17 protein-coding genes, 1 tRNA gene and 2 pseudogenes are annotated in these 18,608 nt (G+C 65.8%); 11 read left to right on the top strand and 9 right to left on the bottom strand.

Features of this window, described 5'->3' with window-relative positions; all coding sequences use genetic code 11:
- From ABZ293_RS40325 to ABZ293_RS40315, 3 genes and pseudogenes are all read left to right on the top strand, one after another.
- Positions 1–93, top strand: a pseudogene (locus tag ABZ293_RS40325) (short chain dehydrogenase); the annotation flags it as partial.
- Positions 94–212: 119 nt separating this feature from the next.
- Entirely contained in the window at positions 213–1,220 is a 1,008-nt protein-coding gene (locus ABZ293_RS40320) for a hypothetical protein (protein WP_355189613.1), read from the top strand.
- 6 nt (positions 1,221–1,226) lie between these two features.
- Positions 1,227–1,454: a tyrosine-type recombinase/integrase gene (locus ABZ293_RS40315; protein WP_355189617.1), complete on the top strand. Its 228-nt coding sequence runs from the start codon at positions 1,227–1,229 to the stop codon at positions 1,452–1,454.
- Positions 1,455–1,519: 65 nt separating this feature from the next.
- On the opposite strand, the gene ABZ293_RS40310 is transcribed toward ABZ293_RS40315, so the two are convergent.
- A tRNA-Thr gene (locus ABZ293_RS40310) sits at positions 1,520–1,592 on the bottom strand.
- Positions 1,593–1,700: 108 nt separating this feature from the next.
- Between ABZ293_RS40310 and ABZ293_RS40305 the strand changes: the two are divergent.
- The 7 genes and pseudogenes from ABZ293_RS40305 to ABZ293_RS40275 form a co-directional block, all read left to right on the top strand.
- Positions 1,701–1,799: pseudogene (locus ABZ293_RS40305) on the top strand (alpha/beta hydrolase); the annotation flags it as partial.
- A 531-nt stretch (positions 1,800–2,330) separates the two neighbouring features.
- The gene (locus tag ABZ293_RS40300; protein ID WP_355189612.1) at positions 2,331–3,890 is read left to right on the top strand and encodes an AMP-binding protein; all 1,560 of its coding nucleotides are present in this window, start codon (positions 2,331–2,333) and stop codon (positions 3,888–3,890) included.
- 265 nt (positions 3,891–4,155) lie between these two features.
- Positions 4,156–4,830 (top strand): DJ-1/PfpI family protein, encoded by a 675-nt coding sequence (locus ABZ293_RS40295; protein WP_355189611.1) that lies wholly within the window; start codon positions 4,156–4,158, stop codon positions 4,828–4,830.
- A gap of 42 nt (positions 4,831–4,872) precedes the next feature.
- Positions 4,873–5,172, top strand: a complete 300-nt coding sequence (locus tag ABZ293_RS40290) for a hypothetical protein (protein WP_355189610.1) — start codon at positions 4,873–4,875, stop codon at positions 5,170–5,172.
- 124 nt (positions 5,173–5,296) lie between these two features.
- Positions 5,297–6,379 carry an MBL fold metallo-hydrolase gene (locus ABZ293_RS40285; RefSeq protein WP_355189609.1) on the top strand — a complete coding sequence of 361 codons (1,083 nt, stop codon included), beginning with the start codon at positions 5,297–5,299 and terminating at the stop codon, positions 6,377–6,379.
- A 148-nt stretch (positions 6,380–6,527) separates the two neighbouring features.
- Positions 6,528–7,154, top strand: a complete 627-nt coding sequence (locus ABZ293_RS40280) for a TetR/AcrR family transcriptional regulator (RefSeq protein WP_355189608.1) — start codon at positions 6,528–6,530, stop codon at positions 7,152–7,154.
- Complete coding sequence (locus ABZ293_RS40275; RefSeq protein ID WP_355189607.1) at positions 7,144–7,932, top strand: SDR family oxidoreductase; 789 nt, start codon at positions 7,144–7,146, stop codon at positions 7,930–7,932. Before ABZ293_RS40280 ends, ABZ293_RS40275 begins: the two co-directional genes overlap by 11 nt.
- Positions 7,933–7,947: 15 nt before the next feature.
- Here the strand turns inward: ABZ293_RS40275 and ABZ293_RS40270 are convergent, their stop codons facing one another.
- From ABZ293_RS40270 to ABZ293_RS40255, 4 genes are all read right to left on the bottom strand, one after another.
- Positions 7,948–9,153 carry a DNA polymerase III subunit delta' gene (locus tag ABZ293_RS40270; protein WP_355189606.1) on the bottom strand — a complete coding sequence of 402 codons (1,206 nt, stop codon included), beginning with the start codon at positions 9,151–9,153 and terminating at the stop codon, positions 7,948–7,950.
- Positions 9,154–9,577: 424 nt separating this feature from the next.
- Positions 9,578–10,081, bottom strand: a complete 504-nt coding sequence (locus ABZ293_RS40265) for a DUF664 domain-containing protein (RefSeq protein ID WP_354958854.1) — start codon at positions 10,079–10,081, stop codon at positions 9,578–9,580.
- A gap of 132 nt (positions 10,082–10,213) precedes the next feature.
- Complete coding sequence (gene topA, locus ABZ293_RS40260; protein WP_355189616.1) at positions 10,214–13,027, bottom strand: type I DNA topoisomerase; 2,814 nt, start codon at positions 13,025–13,027, stop codon at positions 10,214–10,216.
- Positions 13,028–13,384: 357 nt separating this feature from the next.
- On the bottom strand, positions 13,385–13,591 hold the full coding sequence (locus ABZ293_RS40255; RefSeq protein WP_011206895.1) for a cold-shock protein: 207 nt from the start codon (positions 13,589–13,591) through the stop codon (positions 13,385–13,387).
- Positions 13,592–14,090: 499 nt separating this feature from the next.
- Between ABZ293_RS40255 and ABZ293_RS40250 the strand changes: the two genes are divergently transcribed.
- Positions 14,091–16,409 carry a DEAD/DEAH box helicase gene (locus tag ABZ293_RS40250; RefSeq protein WP_355189605.1) on the top strand — a complete coding sequence of 773 codons (2,319 nt, stop codon included), beginning with the start codon at positions 14,091–14,093 and terminating at the stop codon, positions 16,407–16,409.
- Positions 16,410–16,740: 331 nt separating this feature from the next.
- Here ABZ293_RS40250 and ABZ293_RS40245 read toward each other — a convergent pair whose 3' ends face one another.
- The 4 genes from ABZ293_RS40245 to ABZ293_RS40230 form a co-directional block, all read right to left on the bottom strand.
- Positions 16,741–17,301 carry an Rv3654c family TadE-like protein gene (locus ABZ293_RS40245; protein ID WP_355189604.1) on the bottom strand — a complete coding sequence of 187 codons (561 nt, stop codon included), beginning with the start codon at positions 17,299–17,301 and terminating at the stop codon, positions 16,741–16,743.
- Positions 17,298–17,612, bottom strand: coding sequence for a TadE family type IV pilus minor pilin (locus ABZ293_RS40240; RefSeq protein ID WP_355189603.1), 315 nt, complete (start codon positions 17,610–17,612; stop codon positions 17,298–17,300). The genes ABZ293_RS40245 and ABZ293_RS40240 overlap by 4 nt, the downstream gene beginning before the upstream one ends.
- A gap of 62 nt (positions 17,613–17,674) precedes the next feature.
- Positions 17,675–17,878 carry a DUF4244 domain-containing protein gene (locus tag ABZ293_RS40235; RefSeq protein ID WP_355189615.1) on the bottom strand — a complete coding sequence of 68 codons (204 nt, stop codon included), beginning with the start codon at positions 17,876–17,878 and terminating at the stop codon, positions 17,675–17,677.
- Positions 17,879–17,983: 105 nt separating this feature from the next.
- Positions 17,984–18,601: a type II secretion system F family protein gene (locus ABZ293_RS40230; protein ID WP_355189602.1), complete on the bottom strand. Its 618-nt coding sequence runs from the start codon at positions 18,599–18,601 to the stop codon at positions 17,984–17,986.
- Between the last annotated feature and the right edge of the window lie 7 nt (positions 18,602–18,608).

Below are 18,608 nucleotides of genomic sequence, written 5' to 3'. Positions count from 1 at the left end.
GGTGCGGGCTTGCGGGCCAATCCGGGCTGGGCCTCTTATGCGGCGAGCAAGTTCGGACTGCGCGCCTTCGGTGACGCGCTGCGGCTGGAGGACAACAACCGACGAAGGACACACGACACCAGGTTGTCGTACCACCTTCGTACGCTGATCCGGACGCGTGCGATCCGCGCTCGTGTGGCGGTTGAGTTCGATGAAGAGATGGACGGGGATCCTTGAGAGTCGCTTTGCTTCCGGCCAATCCGAAGAATCTGGCGGTGCGGAAGCGGTTCGAAGCCACCGTCGAATCGAAGGTTCGATTCGACGAACACGCCGATCTGCTCGACACCGACACTCTCGCACGTCTTCTGCGGATCTTCCCGGATGGTGCTGCTCGAATGTGGGCCGTAGTACCCGGTTTGGGCAATGTGAACGTCGGCAAGTGGTCGAAGCTTCGAGCCGGTGACCCTGTCACCTTCTACGGTGACAAGAGACTGTACTCGGCCAGCCATGTAGCCCTTTCGTTCCGGAACGCGGATCTTGCCGAGCGTTTGTGGAAACGTGAGGAGAAAACGGGCCAGACGTGGGAGTACATGTTCGCTCTGGCCGAGCGCCGCACGATCTCGGTACCGATCGAGGAAGTTCGCGACGCGCTCGGTTGGGGTCCGAAGGCGACGGTCATGGGTATTACCGTCGTCGACGACCACCGCGCAATCAATCTTGCCGACTTGATCAATCTGGCTCCGGCGCCGGCCTTTGCCGATGATTCTTCTTCGGGCGATGCCACCGGTCGGCCATCGATCGCACCGGAGGGACCCACCGATGGGACTCGTGTATCGAGTTGGCGCCGTGAGCATCCCGCGCTGAAGCGGCGTCTCGTCGAGCTTGCGGGCAACGTGTGCGCCCTGTGCGGGCGAACGCTTCCACCTGAGTTCCTGGTAGGGGCACATATCAAGAAGCGCTGGCGCTGTACAGATGACGAGCGCAAAGACTTCGACAACATCGGCATGCTCGCTTGCGTCCTCGGCTGTGACAGCCTCTTCGAACGGGGCTATGTCGGCGTGGCCGACGGTGGTGCACTGCTTGTCAGCAACGCCGTGAACGCCTCGGCCGAAGTTCGCAAGCACGTCGATGTGTATCTTCGGGGCCGTAAGAGCCACTGGTGGACAGGTTCCAGGCAGCCGTACTTCGGGTGGCATCTGGATCATGTCTTTCAGGATCTGGCCGCCGACAACTCTGTGTGATCGTCGCTGGGCATTCCCGACGACATCACCGCCCACAGCTTCCGCGGGGCGGTTGCCACCATCCTGGACGACGCCGGCCTGTCGGCCCGCATCACAGCGGACGTGCTGGGCCACGCTGACCCATCGATGACACAGAGGCGATATATGGCGCGCGGACGAGTCCATGTGGCAGCCGCAGCAGCACTCGACGAAGCTGTCGCCGGATTGACATGGAGCGAATTTGTTGGGACTTAGTTGGGGTCACAGTCCACATCTACGCCAAGTTAGAGTGGCGAAAACGGGCCTGACCTGTGGCTTTGAGCCGCCTGGGGGAATCGAACCCCCGACCTTTTCATTACGAGTGAAGCGCTCTACCGACTGAGCTAAGGCGGCGTGCCTTTCGGCGTCGCGAGTCTATCGCCTCGACGGTCGGATCGCGAAAACGGGAGGTCAGCGCCAGAATCATCCCCTGACGTGCACCGCCGAAAGTCGCCGAACTCCATCGTGCATGTAGCCGGGGCACTCGGTCATGACAGGTTCGGTCTGGTGGGCCACGATCGGGGCGCCCTCGTCGACCTCCGCGCGGGTCTTGATCACCCGGGGGCGGTGCAGTATCTCGGGATTGGCGCTCGACCACGCGGGCGAACCCGGCGTTGAGGGTGTTCGCTGCCGCCTGACCCATCCTGTAGTCCTGTGACCATTGGCAGTCGGTCGGTGGCGACTGCTTCAGTCCGAATTCGCGCGAATCCTTCGGCGGACTCGAAGTCTCCTTTGTATGTGCCGACGATCCGGTCGGTACAGGACTGGAGGTCGAGATGGATCGATGCCCTCCCCCTCGATCAGCGGCAGGTCCTGATCACGCGGGACATACCGGGCTAGAGCGGGCCAGTGGTTGCCGACGCGCTCGGCCTGAGCCTCGCCGCGACGAGTCCCGGCTGCATCGCGCCGCGCTGCGCGAAAACCTGGCCTGACATGGATCCCGGAAGAGGGCCGGACATCTGAAGGACCGGCGAATCGGTCGCCGAAGTACTGACCCGAGCGACCACCGAGCCTCGCAGGGCACTCGGGTCAGGGTGGCTCTGCGGCCCAGCTGCGAGGTCACCCCCTCATCGAAGAGCTAAAGGACGCCACATGAATCTGACCGACTACATCGATCGCGGCGCCAGGGTCGCACCGACCGCACCGTGTATGACACTGCCCGACGGAACGACATTGAGCACCCATGCCGAGTTCCATCGGCTCACCCACCGCATCGCCGCCGCGTTGCTCTCCGATGGTTTAAAACCTGGTGAGCGGGTCGCGATCTTCAGTCCGAACGACGCTGATGCGTTCGCCTGCATCGTTGGCGCAATACGTGCCGGCGGAGTGTGGACACCGGTGAACGTGGCCAGCCGTGGCGCCGAGATCGCCGACTTCCTGAATCTCACCGGCTGCACCCGGCTGATCTACCACAGCAGCCTCACCGCCCACGTTTCCAATTTGCTGGAACTCGTTGCGTCGATCGTCACGGTCGTCTCGATCGGCCCCGGCCGCCCTGGAGATCCGGTCCTGCGCAACTGGATTGCTCCGGAAGACACGTGCGTGCCCGACTTGCCCGCCGACCCCGCCCGGATCACGGTGCTCGCGCCGACCGGCGGAACCACAGGCACTCCGAAGGCGGTGCCGGTCAGCAACCGGCAACTGCTGCTCATGTGTCTGGCGAACAACGTGTACTTCCCCGAGCCGCAGCGATCCCGGTACATCTGCGCAACCCCGATGACGCACGCCGCAGGCATCGTGGCGTTCCCAGTGCTCGCCGAGGGCGGCCGAGTGATCATTCACCAAGGCGTGAAGCCGAAAGAGATTTTCGACTCGATCCGAGTCAATCGGGCGACGAGGATCCTCCTTCCCCCGACTGCGCTCTACACGCTTCTCGGACACCCCGAGGTCCGGGCGCAGGACTTCTCCTCCCTGCGTTATTTTCTCGTCACCGCAGCGCCGATCGCGCCCGAACGCCTCGCCGAAGCAGTCGAGGTATTCGGCCCGGTGATGACTCAGGTATTCGGCCAAACCGAGGCTCCGCTCATGTGCACCGTCCTCACAACCGAGGAGACAGCCGACGCGGTATCCGAACCCACCCATCGAGGTCGGCTCGCCTCATGCGGGCGTCCCACGGTCGTCGCGCGCGTAGAGATCATGGGCGAGGACGGCACCCTGCTCGGGCCCGGCAAGCCAGGAGAGATCGTGATCCGATCCAACCTCGTCTTCGACGGATACTGGAACAACCCCGAAGCCACCGCGGAGACCCGCCGCCCGGACGGATGGCACGGCACAGGCGATATCGGCCTACGCGACGCAGACGGATTCGTCTACATACTCGATCGCAAAAAGGACATGATCATCACCGGCGGGTTCAACGTATTTCCCTCCGAAGTCGAGGCCGTCATACACACCTTTCCCGGCGTGATGGACTGCGCGGTCATCGGCATCCCCGACGAGAAATGGGGCGAAGCCGTCACCGCCGTCATCGAACCCAGGAACAACGCCGATATCGACACCGATGCGCTGCTTGCTCTCTGCAGGGAAAAGCTCGGCCCGGTCAAGACACCGAAGTCGGTAGAGATCCGCCGTCTGCCGAGATCACCCGTCGGCAAGGTCCTTCGCCGTGAACTGCGCGACGAGTACTGGGTTCATACCAGCCGGCGAATCTGATCGCGTTCATCGCAGCCGAACAGCGGCCGACGTCGACCTTGTGGTAGTTGGCCGGTCATCCCACTCCCGCTGTCGGCCTCGGCCTGCCGCTCCCAGCCGCGCAGGCCTCGGGACGGATGCCGAGATCCGCGACATGCGCGAGCGGCCGGGTGGCCTGTTGGCGATTAACCGGTGGAATCTGGCACGTATGCCGATGGTCAGGCGAGCCCCCGCTAAATAACGTGCAGTTCAGTTGATCATTCTCCCTGCTTCGAAGGATGCCCACATGCACGTCCAGGTCGTTCTCTTCGATGGTTTCGACCCACTCGACGCCATTGCCCCGTTCGAAGTACTCCACGCGGGCGGCACGGCTTCCGATGGATCGATAACCGTCGAGCTCGTCTCGGCCGAAGGGCCACGTGAGGTGGTCAGCGGTACCGGCGACCTGACACTGCGCGCGATCGCCGCATTCGACCCCACCCGCGCCGGCCTGGTGCTGGTTCCGGGCGCTGCCGGTCTGGTCGGCGATCCGCAGGAACAACCGTCCGACGGGGACACCGCGGGCGAATATATCCAGGTTCGCCTCGCCCGGACGCTGGATACCGCGCTGCCCGTGTTGCTGAAAGACGCCATGGAGAACCCCGACATCACGGTCACCACGGTCTGCGGCGGCTCATTGGTACTGGCCATGGCGGGCCTCACCGAAGGCCGCCACGCCACCACGCACCACCTCGGGATGGACCTGCTCGAAGCCACCGGCACACACGCGGTGCGGGCCCGCATCGTCGACGACGGTGACCTGGTCACCGCAGCAGGGGTCACCTCCGGCCTCGACCTGGGCCTATACCTCCTCGAGCGCGAGATCGGGCCACAGGTCGCGCACGCCGTCGAAGAGCTCTTCGCACACGAACGGCGAGGCGTCGTCTGGCGCAACGCCGGGCCCGCGCCGTCCTCATTCTGACCATCCCGAATTGCCAAATCCCCTTAAGGAAGGACTCGTCACATGCAACCTTCGGAGATATGGGACCTGACCATCGCCACCCCGATCGGGAAGGTCAACGCCGTTATCGATCTGTACGAGCGCGACGGCGCCTGGCACGGCACCGCACAGGGCGCCGGTGAGGACATCGAGCTCCGCGACCTCCTGCGGGACGGAGATCGGATCACCTGGCGGCAGGCCGTCACCAAGCCGATGCGGCTGAACCTCGCTTTCGACATGACCGTCGACGGTGACGCTATGACCGGCACCTCGAAAGCAGGCCGTCTCCCGTCATCCAAAGTGACCGGCCGACGTCGACGCTGAAGGCCGGATCGTCACTCTCGGAAAAAGCATCATGTGTGACTTCATTTCCCGCGCTGCCGGGGAGGTCGCGAGCGGCCCGAACCGGCGCCGGTTCCTCCAGAGCCTCGGAGCCGCAGGATCAGCGTTGACCCTAGGCACCACGGCAGCCTGCGCAACACCCCGCCGCAGCACGGAACCACTTGCCCGCACCCGGATCGTGCCCCTCGGGACCGCGGGTGGGCCGACCTTGCTCGACCCCGCGCGGGCCGGCGTGTCCACCGCCATCGTCCATGCGGACCGGATCTACCTGGTCGACCTCGGACTCGGCGCATACCAGCGACTCGTCCAAAGCGGGATCGCACCGGGCCTGGCCAATGGTGACCTGCTCGAGAACGTGCGCGGGATCTTCTTCACCCACCTCCACAGCGACCACATCGCGGACTGGCCCGCGCTCTATGTCACCGGCGTTTCGAACGCGATCGGCCGTACCGCCCCACCCATCCAGGTGTGGGGGCCGGGTGTACGGCCCACCTTGCCCCGGGTCTTCCCGCCCGGCCGTCCGCAACCACCCGTATTCGAACCCGGCGACCCAGGCCCCGGCACCGTCGGCATGACCAGCCACCTGCGCCAGGCCTTCGCGACCGACATCAACGATCGATCCCGCGACAGCGCCCTCGCTGGCCCCGACACACTGTTCGAGGTCCACGACATCGATCTCGCCGGTATCTGGACACCCGACCTGGATGGCGAACCACCTCGCCTGTCCGCACCGATCCACATCTGGCAGGACGGCGACGTCACAATCACCGCAACCCTCGTCGACCACCACCCCACCGCGCCGGCCTTCGCCTACCGGTTCGACACCCCGGACGGCTCGATCGTCATCTCCGGCGACACAACGGTGAGCAAGAACCTCATAGACCTCGCCCACGACACCGACTACCTCGTGCACGAAGTGATCGACGCCCAATTCGCCGAACAGGTCGTCGCCCACCTGCCACCCGACAAAGCCGCGCCCATGCGCGAACACCTGCTCTCCGCTCACACCACCATCGAGCAGGTCGGCGCACAGGTCGCGCAGGCCGCACGAGCACGCAACCTGGTTCTCTCCCACCTCGTTCCGGCGAATAACCCGATAGCACGGTGGAAGCTGGCGCAACAGGGCTACTCCGGCCGCCTCGTGATCGGCAACGACCTGGACGCGCTGAACGTGGGAGTGTCGGCTTAGCGGCTCTGGCGCACTTCCGGCAAGGCTTGCCCAATGTTATCCATACGGATAACGTTATCTGCATGGATAATAAAATCTCCAATCATGGTGAGCCACCGGGAGATCGGACCCTCACCTGCGCCGGGGTCGGCAAGTAGGCGCAGCGGTCATGACCACCCGTCTCGCAGCGACGGCGGCCCGCAGACAACAGATCACCCATACCGCGATCGCCCTGCTCGGCGAGCTCGGCTATCAGGCCACCACCTTCGAGGCCATCTGCAGCAGGGCCGGGCTCAGTAGCAAGCGGCTGATCACCTATCACTTCTCCAGTAAGGACGAGCTGTTCGCGTCCGTTGCCGATCAGATCGTCGCCGACGCCGAAGCTCACATGCGACCCGCCCTCGAGGCCGCGACCGGTGCCCGAGAACTGCTCGCCACCGCCATCCGGGCGAACGTGGCGTTCATCGCCGGTCACCTGCCGCAGGTGCGGGCGCTCCAACAGATCCTTCTCAACGGCGGTCACGGCGTCTGGGAGCGGCACCACATCGAATCGCTGAACCGGCTGGCCCGTCTATTCGCGGAGGGCCAGCGCACCGGAGCCTTCCGCCCTTTCGACCCCCAGGTCATGGCAGCGGCGCTACGAGCCTCCATCGACAGTGTGGTCCCGCTCCTTTCCGCTGGACTCGACCCCGATCTCTGTGGAAATGAACTGGTCGAACTCTTCGACCGCAGTACGAGTGAACAGCCCCGGCAGTCGTCGGCCTGCAAACTGAAGGAACAGCACAATGACGTATAGAGAGGTTGCCGGGCGTACGTACGTCGTGACCGGCTCCGCATCGGGCATCGGCGCTGCGACCGCGACGATGCTGCGCGCGCGCGGCGCCAAGGTCATCGGTTGCGACCTCAGCGACGCCGATATCGAGGCTGACTTGGCTACGCCCGAGGGGCGACAGTCGCTGGTCGACCAGGTGGCCCAGCGTGGGCCCATCGACGCAGTGCTCGCCATCGCAGGGGGCGGCAAAACCGGTCTCCTCGAGACGAATTACTTCGGCGCCGTCTCGACGCTCGAAGGGCTACGACCGCTGCTGGCGCAGAGCGCGGCGCCCCGAGCCGTGGCCGTGTCCTCCACCTCGTCGCTGGCACCCGCGGACGAGCGCGTGGTGCAAGCATGTCTCGACGGTGACGAAGCCGCCGCCGTCGCCTACGTCGATGCGGACCCAGATATCGGTGGCGCTACCGGTGCCTACGGCATTGCCAAACGCGCGCTCAATCGCTGGGTACGCAGGGTTGCCCCGACACCCCTGTGGGCGGGATCCGGCATCGCCCTCAACGCTGTCGCACCCGGCGTCGTCGACACACCCGCGGCCGCCTGGATCCTCGCGAGCGAAGAGACCCGCACCGCCATTGAAACCGCAGCGCCGCAACCGTTCGGTGGCTTTCCAGGGCGACCGGAGTGGGTCGGCGAACTCATCTGCTGGCTCGCCGGTGCGGACAACCGTTTCGTGACCGGTCAGGTCATCTTCGCCGACGGCGGTGCAGAGACGGCGTTGATCGGAGACCTGCACTGGCGTTGAAACGGGTGGTAGCGGTCACGCGGATTGGGCGGCGATGAGGGTCGCGACCATGGCGGCAAGAGCGAAGCGGGGTTTCACGTTGAGATCGAGGGCTTCGCGGCAGGCGAGGACGGCATCGAGGGAGCGGAGCAGGCCTTCGGGGCGGACGCGGTCGGCGAGGTCGTGGATCTGGTCGGACAGATCGGGGTGGGTGAGGGCGACGCCGGAACCATTGCGGGCCGCGCCGAAGCGGACGGCGAGGGCATCGCGATAGACGCCCGCGACGTCGATGAGGGCGCGGTCGAGGGCATCGCGACCGGTGCGGGTGGCGCGGGACTTCTGCCTGCGCTCCAAATCCTTCAGCACACCGGCCGAGCCCCGGGTCGCACCCGCGGCACCCTTGCCGGTACCGCCAGCGCCGAGTGCGGTCGCCAGCTCTTCCCGCTCGCGTTCGTCGCGGGCCGCACTCATCTGCTTCGCCTCGTCGTCGGCCGACTTCACCAATTCGTCCGCGGCCGCATAGGCGGCACCAGGCCGCGAAACCGCGCCGACCAGCGCCAGCGCACGCTGACGGCGCGATCGGGCCTCTTCGTCGGTGGCCAGCCGCCGGGCCCGCCCGACATGGCCGCCGCTCACCGATGCCGCCCAATTGGCCGTCTGCTCGTCGAGCTTGTCGCGCTCACGCAGCACCTGTGCGATGGCGGGCACCGAAGGCGTCACCAGATGCACATGCCGACAGCGCGAACGCAGCGTCACGGAGATGTCCTCCGGATCCACCGATGGCGCGCACAGCAGGAACACCGTCCGCTCCGGCGGCTCCTCGACCACCTTCAACAGCACATTGCCCGCCGCCTCGGTCAACCGATCGGCGTCCTCGATCAGCACCACCTGCCACCGGCCGGTACTCGGCCGTCGCGCGGCGATCTGCACGATCTCGCGCATCTCCTTGGTGCTGATGCTCAGCCCCTCCGGAATCACCCGCCGCACATCACCATGCGTTCCGGCCATCGTGGTCGTACACGCATGGCATCGCCCGCACCCCGGCGTCCCCTCGTCGGTGCACTGCAGCGCGGCCGCAAAGCACAGTGCCGCAACCGATCTCCCCGATCCCGGCGGCCCGGTGAACAGCCACGAATGCGTCATCGCCCCATTGCCCGCACCCCCGCGCGCGGCAATCGAGGCAGCCGTCAACTCGGACTCGACCGTATCCTGGCCGACCAGTCGATCGAAGACACCCGCCACGCGGTACACCCTAACCGCCCCCACCGACAGGGTCCCGCCCGAGCACCACGACCGTGCTGAACCGCCGCTCGGCAGCCGCATGCCACCATCCGGGCGGCGACGGCCCGATTATCCACGAGGTCGGCTGATCGGGATGCAGCCCGAGCCTACGCAGCGCCTCCCCGGCGACCCGGATATCGAACCGGCTATGCCAACGGCCCTCCGGACCTGGTCCACAGCCCCGAGTCCAGCAGACTTCGTCAACGGTGAACGGCATCCAGTCGATACCGCGCTCGCGCAGTCAAGCGCGCACAGCCGCCATCGGACGCGGACTGTCCGCAAGGTACTCATAGCCCGCGATGTAAACCCACTCACGACCGGTCACGCTCATGGCTCCATGATGCCGGTTCATGCCGAATCTCGCAGGCCCGCAGAGATTTTCGACTCACACTCGCTGATGAGTGGTGTTCGCGCCGTCGAGCGCTTCGCGAATGATGTCGGCGTGACCGCTGTGGTGGGCGATTTCGCGCAGGACGTGCAGCACGGTGAAACGCACTGTCCACCATTCGCGTTCGGGTGTCCACGGCGTGGTCGGTGTGGGAATGGACGTGTTCAGGTCGGGTTCGGTGCGGATCAGCTTCTCGGTCGCCGCCGCGACCTCGTCCCAGGCTGCCAGCAGCCCGGCCACCGTTTCATCGGGTCCGAGCACGTACTCGCCATCGAATTTCGAAACGTCGAGTTCGGCCGTTTCGTCGCGCTCGATAATGACCGTCGTCCAGTGGCTTTCGCAGCTGACGAGGTGATGCAGCAGCCCACCGAGCGTTAGTTCGCTGACCGTCGTGCGTTGCCGCGCCTGTGCGTCGTCGATGCCGCGCAGGGTGATCCGGAACAGCTCGCGCTGACTGGCGAGCATGGCGATGAGATTCTCGCGTTCCTGGTCGATGGCCATGGACAGTCCCCTTCACGATCGTTCGTCGATATGGGGCGAGGCTACGGCATCTTCGGCCAGCGCCCGGCTCTCGATGGTCCGACCGCAGGGCGTACCACGCCGATCGATCGATTCGACCGATCGGCACAGCCGTCAGGACTTCTTCGCGGCCGCCTTCTTAGCCGCGGTCTTCTTGGCCGCCGTGGCCTTGGTCGCGGTCTTCTTCGCGGCCGTGGCCTTCTTGGCTGGCGTCTTCTTCGCCGCCGCCTTCTTGGCCGTCTTCTTCACCGGACCACGCGCGCGCCGGTCGGCGAGCAGTTCCGAGGCCCGCTCGTCGGTGATCGAGTCGACCTCATCGCCCTTGCGCAGGCTGGCATTGGTCTCACCGTCGGTGACGTACGGACCGAAACGGCCATCCTTGATCACCATCGGCTTGCCGGTGGCCGCGTCGTTGCCGAGCTCGCGCAGCGCCGCGGTGCTGGCCGCCTGCCGTCCGCGTCGCTTGGGCTCGGCATAGATCTTCAATGCCTCGTCGAGCGTCACGGTGAAGATCTGATCCTCATTGAGCAGTGAACGAGAATCCGTGCCCTTCTTCAGATACGGTCCGTAACGCCCATTCTGCGCGGTGATCTCCTCACCGCTGGTCGGATCGGTGCCGACAACGCGCGGCAATGACAACAGCTTCAGCGCATCGTCGAGCGTAATCGTGGCCAGATCCATATCTTTGAACAGCGATCCGGTCCTCGGCTTCGGCGCCGCAGCCTTTTTCGCGGTCTTCTTGGCTGGCGTCGGTCCGTCCTCGTCCGCAGGCTCGGGCAGGATCTCGGTGACGTACGGCCCGAAACGTCCTTCCTTGGCGACGATTTCGTGTCCGGTCGCTGGATCCACACCCAGCGCACGCCCCTCCTGCGGCGTCGAGAAGAGCCTCTCGGCGACCTCGGCGGTCAGCTCGTCCGGCGGCAGATCATCGGGCAGATTCGCCCGCTGCGAGATCGAATCCCCTTCCGGGTCATCGGGATTGGCGACCATCCGCTCCAGATACGGCCCGAAGCGGCCGACCCGGACCACGACGTCGCGACCCGCGTCATCGACGAACAGCTTGATCGAATTGACCTCGCGGGCATCGATATCGTCGAGCCGCTCACCGACCATCTTCTTCAGACCGCCGGAGCGCGCGACCGACCCCTCGACACCGTGATCGCCGCCGAAATAGAAGCTGGACAACCAATTTCCGCGCTGCTCGCGCCCACCGGCGATGGCATCGAGATCGTCCTCCATCGCGGCGGTGAAGTCGAAGTCGACCAGTCGCCCGAAATAGGCCTCCAGCAGACCGACTACCGCGAACGCGACCCAGGACGGCACCAGCGCACTGCCGCGCTTGTACACATATCCGCGGTCCAGAATCGTCTTGATGATCGACGAATACGTCGAGGGTCGACCGATGCCGAGGTCTTCGAGCGTCTTGATCAACGAGGCTTCGGTGTACCGCGCGGGCGGATTCGTAGTGTGCCCGTCGGGATTCAGCTCGACCGCGGTAACGCGCTCACCCTCGTCGAGTGCGGGCAGCCGGGATTCGGCGTCATCGGACTGACCGCCCGCCTCCTCGTCCACACTTTCGACATAGGCCTTCAGGAAGCCCGGGAAGGTGATGGTCCGGCCGGAGGCGGAGAAGACGCATTCCTCACCGGTGCCCGCGATACCGGTGATCCGCAGCGTCAGCGTGGTGCCCCTGGCATCGGCCATCTGCGAGGCGACGGTGCGCTGCCAGATCAGCTCGTAGAGCCGGAACTCGTCATTGTCCAGCCGCGCGTGCAGTTGGCCCGGGGTCGCGAAGGTATCGCCCGCCGGACGGATCGCCTCGTGCGCCTCCTGCGCGTTCTTCACCTTGCGGGTGTACTGACGCGGCGTCGGATGCACGTACTCCGCGCCGTACAGCTGGGTCGCCTGCGATCTGGCCGCGGCGATCGCCGACTCCGACAGCGTGGTCGAGTCGGTACGCATGTAGGTGATATAGCCGTTTTCGTACAGCCGCTGCGCGACCCGCATGGTGCGCTCGGCGTTGAACCGCAGTTTGCGGCCCGCCTCCTGCTGCAGTGTCGAGGTCATGAACGGCGCGTACGGCTTGCGCGAATACGGTTTGGCCTCGGCGGAGGAGACCACCAGATCGGCGCCCTCCAGCGCCTCGGCGAGCCGCCGGGCGTACGGCTCGTCGAGTACGACAACCCCATTGCCCTTGAGCTGACCGTCCGGACCGAAGTCCCGCCCGGTGGCGACCCTGGTCCCATCGACGGTGACCAGACGCGCCCCGAAGGTCCGCGGATTGGTGGCGTCGCCGTTCTCGCCGCCTGCGTCCAGCTTCGCCGCAATATCCCAGTACTCGGCCGAGCGGAACGCCATCCGCTCACGCTCACGCTGCACGATCACCCTGGTCGCGACCGACTGCACCCGGCCGGCCGACAACCGCGGCATGACCTTCTTCCACAGCACGGGGCTGACCTCGTAGCCGTACAACCGGTCCAGGATGCGCCGGGTCTCCTGCGCGTCGACCAGATCGTTATCGAGATCGCGGGTGTCGGCCGCGGCGGCCAGGATGGCGGGCTCGGTGATCTCGTGGAACACCATGCGTCGCACCGGCACCTTGGGCTTCAACGTCTCCAACAGGTGCCATGCGATGGCCTCGCCCTCACGGTCGGGGTCGGTGGCGAGATAGAGCTCGTCGGCATCCTGCAGCAGACTCTTGAGCTCGGAGACCTTGGCCTTCTTATCCGGGCTCACCACATAGATCGGCTCGAAGTCGTTGTCGACGTCGACGCCGAGGCGCGCCCAGGACTGCCCCTTGTACTTGGCGGGAACATCCGCCGCACCGCGCGGCAGGTCCCGGATATGACCGACCGAGGCCTCGACCATGTAATTGCGGCCGAGATAGGGCGCGATTTTGCGGGCCTTGGTCGGGGACTCGACGATCACGAGACGACGCAGGGGACGGCCCTGGTCGGCTGCACCGCGGTCTCGTGTTGCCACCGGCGAATACACCTTTCCTAATCGACCCGCGCGGCGCTCTTTCACGCTGTGCGCGGCTGGGGCAAGCGGCGGCGACGGGGAGGACGTTGCCACCAGACACGTTTATACCTTGACGCGACGTGTGGCCGAGCGCTTGCGACTCGAACCATAGAGCGTACCTGCGTCGCTGTTGATCAGTATGCAGTGCCCATCACAATGCGGGGGCACCCGCAGGTACCCGTCATATTTGTGTCTTACCCCAGATATGGCTCGTCCCTCACCTCCGGTTACCGGCGGTGAGGGACGAGCGAATCGTTGCGTCGCTCAGCTGAGCGCGCGAACCCCGGTGGCCTGCGGGCCCTTGGTGCCCTGGCCAACCTCGAACTCGACCTTCTGGTTCTCCTCGAGGGTACGGAAGCCCGACCCTTGGATCTCGGAGTAGTGGACGAAGACGTCAGCGGAGCCGTCCTCGGGCGCGATGAAGCCGAACCCCTTCTCCGCGTTGAACCACTTCACAGTTCCCTGTGCCATTCTGTTCCTTCTCTTTTCTTACCGGAACGGCGGACAAGTAGGTTCATCCACCGGGTCCGTTCCGACCGCTGTACTGTTGGTTCCCCCTGCAGGAAAGCACCAAGCACACCGGCCGCAACATCGATCCTGCTGACGGTTTGGACTTTGGATCCGTCCCTCGAACACAGAAGCTTGCGACCAGGAACTAGTGAACCATGTCTTCGAGCAATTCAACAGTCGAGTTACCGACAATTTGCAAAAAAGTTGATCTTGCGAATGCGCAGGTGAGGGACACAATGCCGGAATCCAGACTTGAGGTTCGTTTGCCTTCAGATAACCGAGTCGACGTATGGCAATCAGCCTGTGACCCAGGTCGCTATTTGGTATCGAAAAGGCAGGTGGGACTTCCCAAGCGCACACGTTTCACACTTTCCCAGCGTGTCGCGGAGTCCGCATCGTGAATCCGACCGAGCCGGTAACTCGGATACGCCCCAGCAACGGCTCGAGTTACGGGGGATCGTTGCTGAATCGTGTCCTGAATGGGGGGCCCGACGATGACCCCCGCCTCACCCACGTCGTCGAGCTATCTGCACGCCCTGCGGCCGCCACTACCTGGCCCGATTGGGCAGCGCCCGATGTGGTCGCCGCGCTGCGCGCCACCGGGGTCGAGGCGCCGTGGACGCATCAGATCAGAACCGCCGACCTCGCCGCCAGCGGTCGGCACGTCGTCGTCAGCACCGGCACAGCATCCGGGAAGTCGCTCGGCTACCAGCTGCCGGTGCTCACCGCACTGCGGAAAGATCCGCTCGCCACTGCCCTTTATCTGGCGCCGACCAAGGCATTGGGCGCCGATCAGCTGCGGGCAATAGCGGAATTGACCCACGAGGGCCCGCTGCGCGACGTCCATCCGGCCACCTACGACGGCGATACCCAGGCCGAGGTCCGGCAGTGGGTGCGCGCGAATGCCAGGATGATCCTCACCAATCCGGACATGCTGCACGTCGGCATGCTGCGCTCGCATCAGCGTTGGGCCAGGGTGCTGCGCAGGCTGCGCTATGTAGTAGTGGACGAATGCCACGCCTACCGCGGTGTATTCGGCTCGCATGTGGCGCTGGTGCTGCGCAGGCTGCGACGCATCGCGGCCCATTACGGCGCGGATCCGGTATTCATACTGTGCTCGGCGACGACGGCCGAGCCAGCGGCCGCGGCATCCCGGCTGATCGGCGCCCCCTGTGTCGCGGTCACCGAGGACGGATCACCGCGGGGCGCGCGCACCATCGCACTGTGGGAACCGCCGCTATTAACCACGCTGACCGGCGAAAACGGTGCGCCGGTGCGGAGATCGGCAACCTCGGAAGCGGCCAGGATCATGGCCGATCTAATGGTCGAGGGCGCGCGCACGCTCGTCTTCGTCAGGTCGCGGCGGGCCGCGGAATTGACCGCGATCGAGGCCCGACGGCTGCTCGCCGAGGTGGATCCGGCGCTGAGCGAGCGGGTCGCCGCCTATCGGGCGGGCTATCTCGCCGAGGATCGGCGCGAACTGGAGGCCGCGCTCTCCGATGGATCGCTGCTCGGGGCGGCGACCACCAACGCGCTGGAGCTCGGGGTCGATATCGCGGGGCTGGATGCCGTCGTGATCTCGGGTTTTCCCGGCACGGTCGCCTCGTTCTGGCAGCAGGCCGGGCGGGCGGGGCGGCGCACGCAGGGATCGCTGGTACTGCTGGTGGCCAGGGACGATCCGCTGGATACCTTCCTGGTCCACCATCCGGAGGCGCTGCTGGACAAGCCGGTCGAGGCCACCATCACCGATCCGCACAATCCCTATGTATTGGGTCCGCAGTTGCTGTGCGCCGCGCTGGAACTGCCGCTCACCGACGGTGAGGTCGACGCGCTCGGTGCGCGCGAGGTGCTGAACGATCTCGCAGGTCAAGGACTGATTCGACGCCGAACGGGGGTTGCGAGGGACGGTAGCGCACGCTGGTTCGCGACGGCCGAAACGCATCCCCACGACGCCGTTGACGTGCGCGGGGGCATCGGCACCCCTATCGCCATCGTGGATGGCGAGACCGGCAGACTGCTCGGCACCGCCGACGCCGGACGAGCGCGGGCGACGCTGCACGAAGGTGCGGTTCACCTGCATCAAGGCGAGGTCTACGTGGTCGATGAGCTGGATTTCGAGGGCGGGGTCGCGTTTGTGCACGGCACCGATCCCGGCTGGACGACCAGTGCCAGGCAGGTCACTTCGATCACCGTCGACAAAGTGACCGAACAGCGCATCCACGGCCGGGTGACCACGGCATTGGCGCAGGTGCGGGTCACCAGCCAGGTGATCGGTTATCTGCGCACGCTGCGCACGGGCGAGGTGTTGGACCTGGTGGAGCTGGATCTGCCCACGCAGACGCTGCCAACCCGCGCGGTGCTGTACACCGTGACGCCGGAACTGCTGGCCGCGGCAGACCTGGATATGCCGCGGGTGCCCGGCGCACTACACGCCGCCGAACATGCCGCTATCGGCCTATTGCCGCTGGTCGCGACGTGTGACCGATGGGATATCGGCGGTGTCTCCACCGCCGAGCATCCGGATACGGGCCTGCCGACGGTGTTCGTCTATGACGGGCAGCCAGGTGGTGCGGGCTTCGCCGAACGTGGCTTCGCGCAGCTGTGGCGCTGGTTGTCGGCGACGCTCGCGGTGATCGAGAGCTGCACCTGTGCGGTGGGCTGCCCGTCCTGCGTGCAGTCGCCCAAATGCGGCAATGGCAACCATCCGCTGGACAAGGCGGGCGCGGCCCGCCTGCTTGCCGCCATTCTGGGCGAGTTGGCGGCCGGAACAGGTGGCTGATCGGCGTGCGGAAGGCCTCGCATTCGATTCGTGACAGCGCCGACCTCCGAGTGTGATCACTCGTCCAGTTGGCCGGATGATCACCAGGGACGATCGACATAGACCGGCCTGCCGCGCCCGGCAGACCCAGGCGTGCCGACCCGCCGATTAAAGAGGAATATATTCATGTTAACTGGGTTATTGCCACGGGCATTAGCATCCGACGTGCGGATACACAGTTTGCGTTCTGCGGCTACTCAGTAAATTGATGCAATACCGCAATTATTCGACCATCTCAATTACCGAATTCCAGCGATGCGGCGTACCGCTGTTGGACATCTGTATGTATCGGTCACACTCCAACTTCGACCGGCCCCGCGCGAGCAACCGCGCGAACAGTCCGCTTTCCGAACAGACCTATTGGTACATTCCCTTCAACGGTGACAGTCGCATCCCACTGCACTACCGCGCACTGCAGAATCCGCACTCCCATCCGCGATGCGATCTCACTCGCCGCAGCGCATCCGGCATCTGCCCCACGCTCCAGTTCCCCCGCCGCCGACAGAGCCGACAAATCCGCGGCAGCCTGTGCCCGATGCCGCCCGACGATCACCACCCCGACCTGAGCGATCAATAACGTCACGCCGATCAGCGCCGCGAGCACCAGGCACGCGAACACCGTCGCAACACCGTCATCCGCGATCGCGAAACGCCGACGTTCCGACCGAGCATCGAACATACGGTGGCGGTGGTCGACCCGCCGACGTCGCGCGTTGTACGACGACGCCGCGTCTACCGCTCGATCACTGCACTCCCTTACCACCGCGCCGATGTGGCGCGGCACCTCCAAGTCCTTCATCTGCGCCGGGTCCGCGGGGGTACTGGCTTCGGCTGCCGGGCCGCGGTCGGTCACGGCTCGGCTCCCGGCTCACGGCTGGCCACGGCCTCGGCACGCAGCATCAGCAGTGGCAGCAGGGGTGAGCGGCCGGAGACCGTCGCGACCACCCGATCGCCCTCACTGCGCAGCGAGATGTCGGCGGCGGGCGGAGCAACCCGCCGCGCCACCGACACCGCATTCGCCTGATCACCGCGGGCGGCCAGCCGGGCCGCTTCGCGAGCGGCGTCGACACAGCGCACTTGCGTCGACGCCGCGAGCAAGGCTCCGACGCACAGCACCACCGCGACCACGATGGCGGTGAGCGCGATCGCCGCCTCAACCGTCACCGCACCCCGATCGTCACCGAGATGCGTTGTACCGCAATAGTTTAATCGACGATCATCATCGGCTACACCGCAGTGTTGAGCGCCTTGTCGATGATCTTCGTCAGGGCGTTCACAATGCTGTCCCCGGTCACCACCCCATACAGCACGGCCCCGAACGCGGCCGCCGCAATGGTCCCGATCGCATACTCCGCCGTACTCATCCCGTCCTCGGCGACCACCGCTCGCAACAGCCGCGCCCGCACCTCGACGCCGACAGCTCCGAGCATCTGCACCACCCGTTCCCGTACCTTCCCGATTCGCACCGATTTCCCCTCTCTTTCCAGTCGACACGGCGGCTCCGTGCCGACATGCTCTTTCCGGTCGTGTGGTTTTCACAGCAGTCCACCTCCGAGCACCCGGGCCGCGAGGCCGACTACTACGGGGACGATGCCGAGGCAGATGAAGGCGGGGAGGAAGCAGAGGCCGAGCGGGCCGCCGATCAGGACTCCGGCGCGTTCGGCTCGCGCGGCGGCCGCGTCCTCGACGCCGTTGCGGCGCTGTTCGGCCAGTTCGCCGACGGCGGCGGCGAGCGAGGCGCCCGATCGTGCCGAGCGCCGCGCCATGCGCGCCAATGCGTCGACCTCCTCGGCACCCGGCTGGTTCGCGCCGTCCCGTGCGACTTGGTCCCATGCCATCGTCGCGTCCGCGCCGAGCGTCAGTAGATCCGCGGCCCGGCGCAATGCGGCTCCGAGCGATGCGGGCGCACCGGGTGCCACTGCGCGCGCCGCGGCCGCCATCGGCAACCCGGCGCGCAGGCATGCGGCCAATAGGTCGAAAACCGACGCAGCGGCGAGTGGATCTACGCTGATCCCGCGGCCTGATATTGCGGTAATCGACTGCGAGCCGCCTTCTCGCAGTCCCCGCAGCCGTCGACTCACCGCGACCCGCCCCGGCAGCACCACCAACGCCGCAGCGAGCAGAACCACTGGCCCACTGGCAATTCCAATCATCCCGAAC

It is taken from the genome of Nocardia sp. NPDC005998, assembly GCF_040614395.1.
Lineage (GTDB): Bacteria > Actinomycetota > Actinomycetes > Mycobacteriales > Mycobacteriaceae > Nocardia.
This window is presented reverse-complemented; position numbering and strand designations above follow the sequence as displayed.